At 74.7% G+C, this 13049-nt stretch carries 13 protein-coding genes; 7 read left to right on the top strand and 6 right to left on the bottom strand.

Features of this window, described 5'->3' with window-relative positions; all coding sequences use genetic code 11:
• Positions 1-61: 61 nt before the first annotated feature.
• Together ABZW30_RS27105 and ABZW30_RS27100 are read right to left on the bottom strand one after the other, a co-directional pair.
• Entirely contained in the window at positions 62-334 is a 273-nt protein-coding gene (locus ABZW30_RS27105; RefSeq protein ID WP_355673801.1) for a hypothetical protein, read from the bottom strand.
• A gap of 191 nt (positions 335-525) precedes the next feature.
• Positions 526-675, bottom strand: coding sequence for a DUF6191 domain-containing protein (locus ABZW30_RS27100; protein WP_355673847.1), 150 nt, complete (start codon positions 673-675; stop codon positions 526-528).
• Between the two features lie 357 nt (positions 676-1032).
• On the opposite strand from ABZW30_RS27100, the gene ABZW30_RS27095 reads away from it, so the two are divergent.
• The 3 genes from ABZW30_RS27095 to ABZW30_RS27085 all read left to right on the top strand — a co-directional run bounded on the left by ABZW30_RS27095 (position 1033) and on the right by ABZW30_RS27085 (position 6719).
• Positions 1033-1692 (top strand): hypothetical protein, encoded by a 660-nt coding sequence (locus ABZW30_RS27095; protein WP_355673849.1) that lies wholly within the window; start codon positions 1033-1035, stop codon positions 1690-1692.
• Between the two features lies 1 nt (position 1693).
• On the top strand, positions 1694-3388 hold the full coding sequence (locus ABZW30_RS27090; protein ID WP_355673800.1) for a DNA polymerase Y family protein: 1695 nt from the start codon (positions 1694-1696) through the stop codon (positions 3386-3388).
• 115 nt (positions 3389-3503) lie between these two features.
• Positions 3504-6719: an error-prone DNA polymerase gene (locus tag ABZW30_RS27085; RefSeq protein ID WP_355673799.1), complete on the top strand. Its 3216-nt coding sequence runs from the start codon at positions 3504-3506 to the stop codon at positions 6717-6719.
• 59 nt (positions 6720-6778) lie between these two features.
• Here ABZW30_RS27085 and ABZW30_RS27080 read toward each other — a convergent pair whose 3' ends face one another.
• Positions 6779-7597 (bottom strand): TIGR03084 family metal-binding protein, encoded by an 819-nt coding sequence (locus ABZW30_RS27080; RefSeq protein ID WP_355673798.1) that lies wholly within the window; start codon positions 7595-7597, stop codon positions 6779-6781.
• A 157-nt stretch (positions 7598-7754) separates the two neighbouring features.
• Between ABZW30_RS27080 and ABZW30_RS27075 the strand changes: the two genes are divergently transcribed.
• Positions 7755-8537 carry a LuxR C-terminal-related transcriptional regulator gene (locus ABZW30_RS27075; RefSeq protein WP_355673797.1) on the top strand — a complete coding sequence of 261 codons (783 nt, stop codon included), beginning with the start codon at positions 7755-7757 and terminating at the stop codon, positions 8535-8537.
• Positions 8538-8614: 77 nt separating this feature from the next.
• Here the strand turns inward: ABZW30_RS27075 and ABZW30_RS27070 are convergent, their stop codons facing one another.
• From ABZW30_RS27070 to ABZW30_RS27060, 3 genes are read right to left on the bottom strand one after another with little or no spacing between them, the layout of a single operon-like run.
• Positions 8615-10150 carry an AMP-binding protein gene (locus ABZW30_RS27070; RefSeq protein ID WP_355673796.1) on the bottom strand — a complete coding sequence of 512 codons (1536 nt, stop codon included), beginning with the start codon at positions 10148-10150 and terminating at the stop codon, positions 8615-8617.
• Between the two features lie 51 nt (positions 10151-10201).
• Positions 10202-10579 (bottom strand): MerR family transcriptional regulator, encoded by a 378-nt coding sequence (locus ABZW30_RS27065; RefSeq protein WP_355673795.1) that lies wholly within the window; start codon positions 10577-10579, stop codon positions 10202-10204.
• Between the two features lie 45 nt (positions 10580-10624).
• Positions 10625-11389 carry an SDR family oxidoreductase gene (locus ABZW30_RS27060; protein WP_355673794.1) on the bottom strand — a complete coding sequence of 255 codons (765 nt, stop codon included), beginning with the start codon at positions 11387-11389 and terminating at the stop codon, positions 10625-10627.
• Positions 11390-11556: 167 nt separating this feature from the next.
• Here ABZW30_RS27060 and ABZW30_RS27055 point away from each other — a divergent pair, with 167 nt between their 5' ends.
• Genes ABZW30_RS27055 through ABZW30_RS27045 form a run of 3 tightly spaced genes read left to right on the top strand, consistent with a single transcriptional unit; the run spans position 11557 to position 12957 of the window.
• Positions 11557-12018, top strand: a complete 462-nt coding sequence (locus tag ABZW30_RS27055; protein ID WP_355673793.1) for a group II truncated hemoglobin — start codon at positions 11557-11559, stop codon at positions 12016-12018.
• Positions 12018-12566, top strand: coding sequence for a GNAT family N-acetyltransferase (locus ABZW30_RS27050; RefSeq protein WP_355673792.1), 549 nt, complete (start codon positions 12018-12020; stop codon positions 12564-12566). The genes ABZW30_RS27055 and ABZW30_RS27050 overlap by 1 nt, the downstream gene beginning before the upstream one ends.
• A gap of 4 nt (positions 12567-12570) precedes the next feature.
• Positions 12571-12957: a VOC family protein gene (locus tag ABZW30_RS27045; RefSeq protein ID WP_355673791.1), complete on the top strand. Its 387-nt coding sequence runs from the start codon at positions 12571-12573 to the stop codon at positions 12955-12957.
• Positions 12958-13049: the final 92 nt, after the last annotated feature.

Genomic DNA, 13049 nt, shown 5'->3' with positions numbered 1-13049 from the left:
GGGTGCCTGGGCGCGGGGTCAGGCCGGGGACCTGCCGTCGGGCGCTGACCCCGAAGCCACGTCAGAACCCCCGGAAGACACCGTCCTCGTCGACCTTGTCGGCGAATTCCGCGAAGTCCATGTTCGCGATCGAGAGGTTGTTCTCGACCGAGTGGAGCTCGGTGGCGACCACGCGGAACATCTGCCCCCGCTCCTCGTGGCGGCGGACGACGAGGAGCGGGTACTCCTCCGTGGCCAGGGCGGTGCTGTCCACCGCGAGGAGGAAGGTCCGATTGTCCGGCGTGAGGCCGATGAGCTGTTCGGCTGTGAGGTCCTGGTGGGTGGGGTCGTCCACGACCTCCACGTAGGCCGGAAAGCCCTCCGGGCTCGGAGTCCGGAGGGCGCGGAGGAACCCTTCCCAGGCCGTCTGATCGGCGAAGCCCGTTCGAACCAGCAGTGTGTTCCGGCTGTCCGGCAGCGGTGTGATCATGTGTCCCCCACGCGGGCGCCCCGGGAGAGTCCGGGTGCGCCGGACAGCCTAGGGGCTTACGGGAGCCGGATCGTTGCCGTGCCCTCGGCCAGGTCCACACCGGTGCGGTTCGGCGGCGCCCAGCTCTCGTCGCCGTTTCGCTGAATCAGCGAGGACTGCCGTTCCTTGGGCTCGTGCTGCTTGCCCGCCGAGAAGACGGCGTGCAGCTGCTCGAACCCGGTCGCGAAGGTCCGCCCCTGGCGGCCTGGGGTCCGCCAGGGCAGCCCCGAGCGGGACCGGAACGAACGCGGAACGAGCCCTGCGGCAGCCCGACAGCGGCCCGACGTCCACCGCGACGAGCACGGAGAGTGACGGGTTGGGCGGATGAGGCGGACTTGAATCTTTGCGAACGAATGTTCGATCCTGGGGTTGTGCCCGTTTTCGAATCTGTTTTCGAATCTGCCGCCGAGCAGCCCGAACGCCCCGCGCTTCGGCCGGTGGCGTTCCCGGCTGCCCTGGCGGGAGAGCCAGGGGAGCCGGGGGAACAGGAGGAGCCGAAGACGAAGACGGTGACGCTCCGCCCGGTGGCATCCGCCGTCGTGCCCGAGGACGGGCAGGCGGCGGTGCGCGGGCTGGTGCCGGTGGTGCCCGCGCTGCGGGAAGTGCTGCCGGACGGCGGGCTGCGGCGGGGGACGGCGGTGTCGGTGGCGGGCGGGGACGCAGGGCTGCTGCTGGCGCTGGCCGCCGGGGTGCGGGAGACCGAGGGCGGCTGGGCGGCGGCGATCGGGCTGCCGGACCTGGGGCTGGCCGCTGCCGAGGGGTATGGGCTGGATCTGCGGCGCCTGCTGGTCGCGGACGACCCGGGGCCGCACTGGCCCGAGGTGGTGTCGGTGCTGGCCGGTGCGGTGGAGCTGATCATGCTGCGCCCGGCCGGACCGGTGCCGCCGAAGTCGGCCGCCCGGCTGGCCGCGGTGCTGCGGCGCAGCGGTTGTGTGCTGCTGGTGGCCGGGCCGTGGCCGGGGGCGGTGCTGCGGCTGGGCGTGCGGTCCGGGCGCTGGTTCGGGCTGGGGGACGGCTACGGGCAGCTCGCCGGACGGCAGGTGGAGGTGGTGGCCGAGGGCCGTGGCTCGGCGGTGCGCGGCCGGTCGGCTCGGCTCTGGCTGCCGGACGAGCACGGCGCGGTGCGCCCGGTCCGGGAGCAGCCCCTCAGGGAGCGCCCGCAACCGGTGGCGGCGGTGGTGTGACATGCCGACGATGCGGGACGGCGACCGAACTCCCCGGGTGCTGGTGGTCTGGTGTCCGGACTGGCCGGTGGTGGCCGTCACCGGCGACGACCCGGTGGCGGTGACCGAGGGCGGGCGGATCCTCGCCTGCTCGGCGGGCGCCCGGGCGGCCGGGGTGCGGCAGGGGCAGCGGCTCAAGCTGGCCCAGCGGCTCTGCCCGGAGCTGGAGCTGCGCGACCGCGACCCGGAGGCGGAGACCCGCCGCTTCGAGCCGGTGGTCGCGGCGGTGGAGGCGTTCACGCCCCGGGTGGAGGTGATCCGCCCGGGCCTGTGCGCCATTCCGGTGAAGGGTCCGGGCCGCTACTTCGGCGGCGAGGAGGCGCTGGCGGTCAAGGTCGGTGCGGCGGTGGCGGAGGCGCTCGGCCGACCGCCCGTTCCGGACGCCGTCCCCGGCGCGGTGACGGTGCCCGACGCGGTACCGGCAGCACCGGCCGACCACGCAGACCAGTCCGACCGAGCCGACCACGCAGACCAGTCCGACCGAGCCGACCGAGCCGACCCGGCAGCGCCGCCGACCGCCCCCCACGCCCAGGTCGGCGTCGCCGACGGCCTGTTCGCCGCCGTGCTCGCCGCCCGCGCCGGGGTGCTGGTGCCCGCCGGACGTACGGCGGAGTTCCTCGCCCCGTACCCGGTGGGCGCGCTGGGCGACGAGACGCTCGCCGATCTGCTGGGGCGGCTCGGCCTGCCCACCGTCGGGGCCTTCGCCGCGCTGCCCGCGGAGGCGGTCGCGGACCGCTTCGGCCCGGCCGGGACGGCCGCGCACCGGCTGGCTCGCGGTCTGCAGCCGCGCCCGCTGGTGCCGCGCGGCGAGGAGCCGGACCTCTCCGTCGAGCAGCGCTTCGACCCGCCGGAGCCGCTCGCCGAGCCGCTGGTGTTCGTCGCCCGCACGCTGGCCGAGCGGCTGCACCAGCGGCTGGCCGGGGCCGGGCTGACCTGCCGCCGGGTGGCCGTCGAGGTGGCCTGCGCGGACGGCCGGACCGCCTCGCGGCTGTGGCGGCACGAAGGCGGGCTGTCGGCGACGGCGCTGGCCGAGCGGGTCCGCTGGCAGCTCCAGGCCTGGCAGGGCGCGGGCACCTTCGAGGACGGCGGACAAGAGGGCTTCACCCTCCTCCGTCTGGCCCCCGACGGCCTCTCTCCGGACCAGGGCCGCCAGCTCGCGCTGTGGGGGCAGGCCGTCGCGGACGACCGGGTGGAGCGCGCGGTGGCCCGGGTGCAGGCGGTGCTCGGGCACGCCGGGCTGCGCCGGATCGAGCCGGCCGGCGGGCGCGGCCCGGGCGAGCAGCAGGTCAAGGTGCCGTGGGGCGAGCCGTACGAGGCGGCGGCCCCGGCCGACGCGCCCTGGCCGGGGCGGCTGGTGGACCTCTGGCCGGCCGTGGTGCTGCGCGAGCCGGTGCCGGTGCGGGTGCTGGACGAGGCGGGGCAGCCGGTGACGGTGGACGGCCGGGCGGGGGTGTCGGGCCGGCCGGCCCTGGTCGTGGCCCGGGGACGGGAGGAGCGGGTGGAGGGCTGGACCGGGCCCTGGCCGGCGGTCGAGTACTGGTGGGACCAGTCGCTCACCCGCCGCCGGGCGCGGTTCCAGGTGGTGGTGGACGGCGGCCGCGCGCTGCTGCTCACCGTGGAGGGGGGTGCGTGGCACCTGGAGGCCGGCTACGACTAGCGGTCCCGGAACCCGGAGGGCCAGCGGTCCCGGAACCCGAAGGAGGGCCTTCGGCCCCCGGGACCCGGAGCAGGGGGGAGCAGGACGAGCACGAGAACGACGAAGGCAACCCCCGATGGGCTTCACCAGCCACCCCACCCTCCCCTGGAGCGAGCTGCACCGACGGCTGACCGGCGCGGCGCCGGACCGTACGGTCGTCCCGCTGCGCCGCCCCGTCGGGGACCCCCCTGCCGTGAGGGTCGACAGCGACGAGCCCTGGGCCGAACTGCACGTCCACTCCGCCTTCAGCTTCCTGGACGGCGCCAGTGACCCGGAAGACCTGGTCGCCGAGGCGGCCCGGCTGGGCGTGGAGACCCTCGCGATCACCGACCACGACGGTCTGTACGGCGCCGTCCGGCTCGCCGAGGCGGCCCGGGGGACGGGCGTGGCCACCGTGTTCGGCGCCGAGCTGACCATCCGCCACGAAGCGGGCGACATCGAACACCTACTGGTCCTCGCCCGTGACCCGGCCGGCTACCGCCGTCTCTCCGCCGCGATCGCCGCCGCCCAGCTGGCCGGCGGCGCCAAGGGCCGCCCGATGTACGACCTCGCCACGCTGGCCGGGGCGCACGACGGCCATTGGGCGGTGCTCACCGGCTGCCGCCTCGGCCGGGTCCCCGCCGCGCTCAACGGAACACAGCGTCCCGAACACCAGCTCCGCACCCTCACCGAGGCGTTCGGCCGCGGGAACGTGCACGTCGAGCTGATCGACCAGTGGCTGCCCGGCGACGACCGGCGCAACGACGCCCTCGCCGCGCTCGCCGCCCAGGCGCGACTTCCCGTCGTCGCCTCCACCAACGCCCACCACGCCGGCCCCGCTCAGGGCCGCCTGGCGCAGAGCCTGGCCGCGCTGCACGAGCGCCGCACCCTGCAGGAGGCGGCCGGCTGGACCAGGGCGGCCGGCACCGCGCACCTGCGCTCGGGCCGGGAGATGGCCGCCCGGCTGGCCCGCTTCCCCGGGGTGCAGCGGGCCACCGTCGAACTCGGCCGGTCCTGCGCCTTCGACTTCGCCAAGCTGGACCCGGAGCTGCCCGGCTACCCCGTCCCCGCGGGCGAGACCGAGATCAGCCATCTGCGGGCCCTGGTCGCGGCCGGCGGCCCGGCCCGCTTCGGCCCCGGCAACGCCGCCGCCCGCCGCCAGCTCGCCAAGGAGCTGGACGTGATCGAGGACCTCGACCTGGCCGGCTACTTCCTGATCGTGCACGACATCGTGGACTTCTGCCGCCGCGAGTCCATCTGGTGCCAGGGCCGCGGCTCGGCCGCCAACTCGGCGGTCTGCTTCGCCCTCGGGATCACCGCCGTCGACCCGATCCACTACAAGCTGCTGTTCGAGCGCTTCCTCTCCACCGCCCGGGACGGTCCGCCCGACATCGACCTGGACATCGAGAACCGTCGCCGCGAGGAGGTCATCCAGTACGTCTACCGCCGCTACGGCCGCGAGCACGCCGCCCAGGTCGCCAATGTGATCACCTACCGGCCCCGGCTGGCGATCCGCGATGCCGCCCGGGTGCTCGGCTACCCGCAGGGGCAGGTGGACGCCTTCAGTCGGCAGACCGACTTCCGCTCCGCCCCCGGCGCGGACGCCGTCATCCCCGCCGACGTGCTCTCGCTCGCCACCCAACTCCACGGCCTGCCACGCCACTTGGGCATCCACTCGGGCGGCATGGTGCTCACCAGGGAGCCGATCGGTGAGATCTGCCCGACCGAGTGGGCCCGGATGCCCGGGCGCTCGGTGCTGCAGTGGGACAAGGAGTCCACCGCCGGCGCCGGGCTGGTGAAGATCGACCTGCTCGGCCTCGGCATGCTCGCCGCGCTGCACGACACCTGCGACCTGGTCGCCGAACACCACGGCCTGCGCTACGACCTGGCCACCATCCCGGACGACGACCCGGGCGTGTACGCGATGCTGCGCCGCGCCGACACCGTGGGCGTGTTCCAGGTCGAGTCCCGGGCGCAGATGGCCACCCTGCCCCGGCTCAAGCCGGACCACTTCTACGACCTGGTGGTCGAGGTCGCGCTGATCCGCCCCGGCCCGATCCAGGGCGGATCCGTCCACCCGTACCTGCGCCGCCGCGCCGGGGCGGAGCCGCCCGGCTGCCCGCACCCGCTGATGGAGAACGCCCTCGGCAAGACCCTCGGGGTGCCGCTGTTCCAGGAGCAGATGATGCAACTCGCCATCGACTGCGCCGGGTTCACGCCCTCCGAGGCCGACCGGCTGCGCCAGGCGATGGGCGCCAAGCGCTCCCACGAGCGGGTCGCCCGGCTGCGCGAGCGGCTACTGGGCGGGATGGCCGAGCGCGGCATCCCGCCCGAGGTGGCCGAGGACGTCTACGGCAAGATCGAGGCCTTCTCCAACTACGGCTTCCCCGAGAGCCACGCGATCAGCTTCGCCTACCTGGTGTACGCCAGCGCCTGGCTCAAGTACCACTTCCCGGCGGCCTTCACCTGCGCCCTGCTGGCCAACCAGCCGATGGGCTTCTACTCGCCGCTCAGCCTGGTCGCGGATGTCCGGCGGCACGGCGTACGGGTGCGCGGGGTGGACGTCAACGCCAGCGGGCCGCGCCCCACCCTGGAGCCGTACCGGGGCCCGACGCCCAAGCCGCCGCTGACCGCCGGCCGCCCCCAGCCGGCCATCCGGCTCGGCCTGGAAACGGTGCGCGGCATCGGCACCCCGCAGGCCGAGGCGATCGCGGCCGGGCAGCCGTACGCCGACCTGGAGGACTTCGCCCGCCGCACCGGCCTGCCCGCGTCCGTCCTGGAAGCGCTGGCGACGGCCGGCGCCTTCGACTGCTTCGAACTGACGAGGCGTCAGGCGCTGTGGGCGGCGGGCGCGTTCGCCGGGATCTCGGCCGAACTGCTGCCCGGCACCACCCCCGGCACCGAGGCGCCGGAGCTGCCCGAGCTGAGCCCGGTCGAGGCGACCATCGCCGACCTGTGGGCCACCGGCACCTCCGCCACCAGCCACCCGCTCCAGCACCTGCGCGCCCACCTGGAGCGCGGCGGTGCGCTCTCCGCCGCCCAACTCCCGGACGTGCCACCGGGAACGGCGGTGATGGTCGGCGGCCTGGTCACCCACCGGCAGCGGCCGCCGACGGCCGGCGGGGTGCTCTTCCTCAGCCTGGAGGACGAGACCGGCCTGATCAACGTGATCTGCAACCGCCCGGTCTGGGAGTCCCAGCGCCGCACCGCCCTGGACCGGGCCGGCCTGCTGGTGCACGGCCACATCGAGCGTGACCGGGGCGCCACCAACCTGATCGCCACCCGGCTCACCCCGCTCCGGATCGGCCTCTGAACGGGGTGGGCCGGGGGAGGCTCGGAAGGAGGGCTCGTCCGCCGGGGGTCCGACAGGTCCTACGCCCGGGGCTGTCGCCCCTTGCCGGGCGGCCCGGCGAAGGCCTGGGCGATCGGGAGCCAGGCGGTGGCGGTCGGGCCGGTGGCGGTGAGGGCGAGGTCGTCCCGGTGGCGGCGCTGGGTCACCAGCAGACAGAAGTCCAGGGCCGGGCCGGTCACCACATCCGGCGCGTCGGCCGGGCCGAGGGCCCACAGCCCGCCGTCGGGGGCGGTCAGTTCGAGTCGCACCGGCCGCTCCGGCGCGGGCAGCCCGTGTGCGGCGAAGGCGAAGCCCAGGGTGCGCAGCCCCAGGTGGGCGATGTGCCGCAGCCGGGCGCTGGGCTCCCGGGTCGCGCCGAGCGCGTCCGCGACGTCCTGGCCGTGCGCCCAGGTCTCCATCAGCCGGGCGGTGGCCATCGAGGCGGGCTTCATCGGCGGGCCGAACCAGGGCAGCCGGACGTCGGCCGGGGCGGCGGTCAGCGCGGCCAGCACCTCCTCCCGGCCGGCCCGCCAACGGGCCAGCAGCTCTGCGGGCTCGGCGGCCGCGCCCTCCCGCGCCCCCTCCTCGACCGGGTCGGCCCCGGAGGCCAGCAGCTCGGTGAAGCGGCCACCGAGCGATGCGGTGAAGCCCTCCGGGTCGCGTGCGGCCAGCGCCGTCCAGTGGTCGGTCCACGCCAGGTGGGCGATCTGGTACGCGACCGTCCACCCCTCGGCGGAGGTCGGCCGGGCCCAGTCCTCGGCCGCCGTCCCGGCCACCAGGCCGTCCACGACCGCGCTCTCGGCCCGCAGGTCGGCCAGCAGGCCGCGCAGGACGTCATCCGGGGCGTTCGGGTCGGTCATCGGCTCTTCCTTTCGAGGAGTGCCATCAAGGCAGTTGCTACCCGCCGGTAGCTCGCGGCCGCACCCTACGCCGGGCCCGGCACCGGCGTCCGCCACTCCACGAAACACGCACGTCAGGACTCTCGCCACCGGCCCCACCGCGTGTGACAATTCCGCGATGACCAGGGCCGCGGACACCCCCACCGCTGCGCGAACGAACGACCCGACCGTCGCGCGAGCCGACGACCCCGAGCTCGCCGCGCGCGCCGCCGAGCTGGTCCGGGACGCCGTGCTCGGCGACCTCGCCCGCCGGGTGGTGGCCGAGTGCGGCGCCGACGTCGGCCTGGTCGGCGTGCCCGAGCCGCTGCCCGGGAGCCGCCCCGGCAGTGAGGGCATGGTGCTGCGCCACTGGGCCGGTACCCGGGCGGACCTGCTGCACGACGTGCCCGTCCCGGCCGGCCTCGGCCTCGGCGGCCGGGCGCTCGCCGAGCGCGCGCCCACCTGGGTGCCCGACTACCGTGCGGCGACGACCATTTCGCACCACTACGACGCGGCCGTGGCCGCCGAGGACCTGTACGCGATGCTCACCGTCCCGCTGATGGACGGCGGCACCGTGCACGGCGTGGTGTACGCCTCGCTGCGCGCCGTCGTGCCGTTCGGGGACGTCCGGATCTCCGCCGTCGGCAAGCTGGCGGAGGCCGCCACCCGGGCGCTCGTCGGGGCGGCCGCCTGGAACCGGGAGCGTCCCCGACCGGCCGCCCCCGTACGGCCGTTGACCCCGCGCGAGCACGAGGTGCTGCGCTGGGCGGCGACCGGCCGGACCAACCCGGAGATCGCCGCCCGACTGGGCCTGACCTGTAACACCGTGACCGGCTACCTCAAGTCCGCGATGCACAAGCTCGGTGTCCGCAACCGGACCGAACTCGCCCTCGCGGCACGCGAATCTGGCCTCGTCAGCTGAGCCCCGACGTCGGCTGAGCCCCGACGTCGGCTGAGCCCCGACGTCGGCTGAGCCCTGATGTCAGCCGAGCCCCGACGTCAGTTGACCTGGCGCTCCCGCCCCGACCAGTACGGCTCGCGCAGCCGGAACTTCTGCAGCTTCCCGGTCGCGGTGCGCGGCAGCGTGTCCCGGAACTCCACCGAGGTGGGCGACTTGTAGCCGGCCAGCCGCTGCTTGCAGTGCGTGATCAACTCCGCCTCGGTGACGGCCCCCTGGCCCTCCCGGAGCACCACCAGCGCCTTGACCGTCTCGCCCCACTTCTCGTGCGGCACCCCGATCACCGCCGCCTCCGCCACCGCCGGGTGGCCGTACAGACAGTCCTCCACCTCGATCGAGGAGACGTTCTCCCCGCCGCTGATGATGACGTCCTTCTTCCGGTCCGAGATGGTCAGTTGACCGTCGGTGAGGGTGCCGCCGTCGCCGGTGTGGAACCAGCCGTCCCGCAGCGCCTCGGCCGAGGCCTCGGGCTGCTGCCAGTAGCCGTCCAGCACGGTGTTGGAGCGCACCAGCACCTCGCCGGAGGGGTCGATCCGCAGCTGGGTGCCGAGCGCCGGGGCGCCGGCCTGCACCAGCTTCTCGGCCCGCTCGGCGGCCGGCAGGGCGTCCCACTCGGTGCGCGAGCGGTTGACCGTGACGATCGGGGCGGTCTCGGTCAGGCCGTAGAGCTGCATGAACTCCCAGCCCAGCTGCTCCTCGACCTGCTGCACCACCGAGGTCGGCGGTGGCGCGCCGGCCACGATCATCCGCACCCGGTCCCGGCCGGGCACCGGGCCGTCCCAGTCGGCGGCCGCGTCCAGCACCATCTGCACCACGGCGGGCGCGCCGGACAGGAAGGTCACTCCGTGCCGCTCGACCCGGCGCAGGATCTCCGCGCCGTCCACCTTGCGCAGCACGATGTGCTGCGCGCCGAGCCCGGTGAGCGAGAACGGCAGGCCCCAGCCGTTGGCGTGGAACATCGGCAGGGTGTGCAGGTACACGTCCCGGTCGTTCGCTCCGTAGTGCAGGCCCATCAGGGTCGCGTTCAGCCAGGCATTGCGGTGGGTGAGCTGAACGCCCTTGGGGCGGGCGGTGGTTCCGCTGGTGTAGTTGATCGTGGCGGTGTCGTTCTCGGAGACGGCGTACCGGCGGGGTGCGTTGTCGAAGTCGTAGAGCACGGCGTCGCTGTCCGCGCCGAGGACGAACTTGTGCTTGGCCACCACCCCGGCCAGCGCGTCGGCGAGTTCGGGGTCGACCAGCAGCACGGAGGCGCCGCTCTGCTCGACGATGTACGCGACCTCCTCGGCCTTCAGCCGGAAGTTCACCGGCACCAGCACCCGGCCGTACCCGCTCACCCCGAAGAAGGCGGTCAGCAGCCGTGCCGAGTTGTGCGAGACGATCGCGACCCGTTCGCCCGGCCCGACGCCGAGCCGGTCCAGCCCGGCGGCCTGGGCCCGGGCGAGTTCGGCGATCCGTCGGTAGCTCAGCTCGCCCCAGGTTTCGGCCGGCTGCACCGGCTCGTCGACGATGCCGACCCGGTCGCCGTAGACCAGCTCGGCCCGGTCGAGGAAGTCCATCACGGAGAGTGGAATCTGCATGCGCCCACTGTCCTCTCCCGCCCGCCCCCTGCACACCCCCGATCGGGGGTGTCACCCGTCTGTGCAAGGCCTGTCCGCGCGTTGTCCGACGGTCGCCAGCACCGCGACCAGCCGGTCCCGCGCCTCGGTCTGGGCGGCGATCCGGCGCTCCAGCACCGCCAGCCGCTCCCGGACGATCCCCAGCACCCGCTCGGACGGCGGGCGCGAGAGCACGTCCCCGTCCAGGCAGCCCAGCAGCGGCCGGAGGTCCTCCAGGGTGAGCCCGGCGCCCACCAGCGCGCGGATGTTGCGCACCCGGACGACCGCCGACGCCCCGTACTCCCGGTAGCCGTTGGCGGCCCGCTCGGAGTCGATCAGCCCGGCCTGCTCGTAGTGCCGCAGCGCCCGGGCCGTACTGCCCGTCCGCTGCGCCAGCTCACCGATCCGCACTCGCCACCGCCCCCGCCGCCCAACCCGTCAGGGCGCCCCCACTGCCTAACCCACCAGCGCGCCCCCGTCGACCGACAACACTACGCCGGTCACGAACGAGGCCTGCGGCGAGGCGAGTTGGGTGATCGCCCAGGCCACCTCCGCCGGTCGGCCGATCCGGCCCAGCGGGGTGCGCTCGATCTGCCACTTGCGCACCGCCGCCCGCTGCTCGGGGCTGTACCCGGAGTGGTCGGCGATCGGGGTGTCGATCGCCCCGGGCGCCACCGCCGCCACCCGGATGCCGCGCGGCGCCAGCTCCACCGCCCAACCGCGGGTGATCGTCTCCAGCGCGGCCTTGCTCGCCGCGTACACCGAGTTGGTCGGCCAGCCCCGCTGCCCGACGGCGGTGCTCACGTTGACCACCACCCCGCGGCTCTCGGTCAGCGCCGGGACCGCGGCCTGCCCGAGTAGCACCGGCGCGACCAGATTGACGGCCAGCAGCGCCTCGATGCCCGCCGCGTGGTAGCTGCCCAGGCCCTGCCCGCTCTGCACGATCCCGGCGTTGTTGACCAGTACGTCCAGCCGCCCGAACTTCTCCAGCGCCGCCCCGACGATCGCCTCCGGCGCGTCCGGCCCGGTGATGTCCGCGGCCAGCGGCTCGATCAGCCCCGGGTGTGCGGCCGCCGTCTCCGTCAGCGGCTCCACCCGCCGCCCGACCGCCAGCACCCGCGCCCCCGCGGCCGCGAAGGCCCGCGCGGTCTCCCGCCCGATCCCCGTCCCGGCCCCGGTGACCACCACGACCCGCTGCTTCACCACGTTCTCGTCGCTCATGCGGAGAACCCTCCGACCCTGCCGCCAGCGTCAAGGTCAAACCGAGGTCCCGGCCTCCGCTTACTGAGCCCCGCGCGAACGGCGCCGCCCCGACCCCGCCCGAGCGGCCACCCGCCTGCTAGGAAGGTCATAACGCGCAGCCACACGCACCCACGGGGAGAACAGCCATGAGCGACCAACGTCCTGACACCCTCTACGAGGCCGTCGGCGGCATCGAGGCCCTGCGCCGCCTCAGCCACACCTTCTACCGGGGCGTCCTCGCCGACCCCCTGCTCGCGCCGGTCTTCGCCGGCTTCACCGACACCCACATCGAGCGCGTCACCGTCTGGCTGGCCGAGGTGTTCGGCGGCCCCACCGCCTTCACCGACGAGCTCGGCGGCCACCAGGCCCTGCTGCGCGCCCACGTGGGCCTGGTCATCCCCGAGGAGCAGCGGCTGCGCTGGATGGAGATCATGGCCGAGGCGGTCCGCGAGGAGCTGCCCGAGGACGAGGCGCTGCGCCGCCGGGTGCTGGACTACTTCGACTGGGGCACCCGGATCGCGGAGGACGTCTCCGCCTCCCCGGCCGGCACCGATCTCGGCGAGCCCGGCCCGGTGCCGCGCTGGGGCTGGGAGGGGCTGGAGAAGTGATGGTCACCGACTACCCGACAATCGACGGCCTGCTGCTGCGCCCCTTCCAGGACTCCGACGCCCCGGCCCTGATCGAGGCCTACCGGGACGAGACGCTGCGCCGCCGCAACCGCAACGTGATAGGCGACGCCGAGCAGGCCGCGCACTGGCTGGGCCTGCAGTACGAGGGCTGGGCGGCCGGCACCCGCTACTCCTTCGCCGTCCTCGAAGCCGGCGAACTGGTCGGCAACGTCGTGCTCAAGCGCGGCGTCCCGGGCGGGGAGAGGGCCGAGGTCGGCTACTGGACGGCGGCCCCGGCGCGCGGCCGGGGGGTGGCCCCGCACGCGGTGGAGGCCCTCACCGACTGGGCCTTCGCCACCTTCGCCGAGGACGGCCTGCTCCGGATCGACCTTTTGCACGAGGGGGACAACGACGCCTCCTGCCGGGTCGCGGAGAAGAGCGGCTACGCCTTCACGGAGATCGTCCCGGCCTTCCCGCCGTATCCGCTGGACGGCCACCGGCACACCCGGAAAAGGCTGGACACGTCCGAACGGCACAGGTCAGAGTGAGCGCATGGCTTCTCTGGTACGGCATGTGACGTTCGACTGCGCCGACCCGTTCGCCCTCGCGGGCTTCTGGGCGCAGGCGTTGGACGGCACCCTGGCCGATGACGACAACCCGGGCGACCCGGAGGCGGTGGTGAACTCCGCCGGCGCCTCGCTGCTCTTCATCAAGGTGCCCGACGGCAAGTCGGTGAAGAACCGGACCCACCTCGACCTCCAGCCGCAGGACCGCACCCGGGACGAGGAGGCGGAGCGCCTGGTCGCCCTGGGCGCCACGGTGCTGGCGGACCACCGCCGCCCGGACGGCACGGGCTGGATCACCATGGCCGACCCGGAGGGCAACGAGTTCTGCGTCGAGCGCAGCCAGGCCGAGCGCATCGCCACCGGCGGCGCCTGAGCGAGCGCCCCGGTCCGGCCACTCGCCCATGGCCGCCCGCCAGTTCCACGAGGACTTCTGCGGGCGGCCGTTCAGTTCCCGGCGCCCGGTGC

Origin of the sequence: Kitasatospora sp. NPDC004669, from assembly GCF_040609455.1 — a bacterium.
Classification (GTDB): Bacteria; Actinomycetota; Actinomycetes; order Streptomycetales; family Streptomycetaceae; genus Kitasatospora.
Note: the sequence above shows the minus strand (reverse complement) of the source record. Positions and strands in the feature narration are given on the sequence as shown.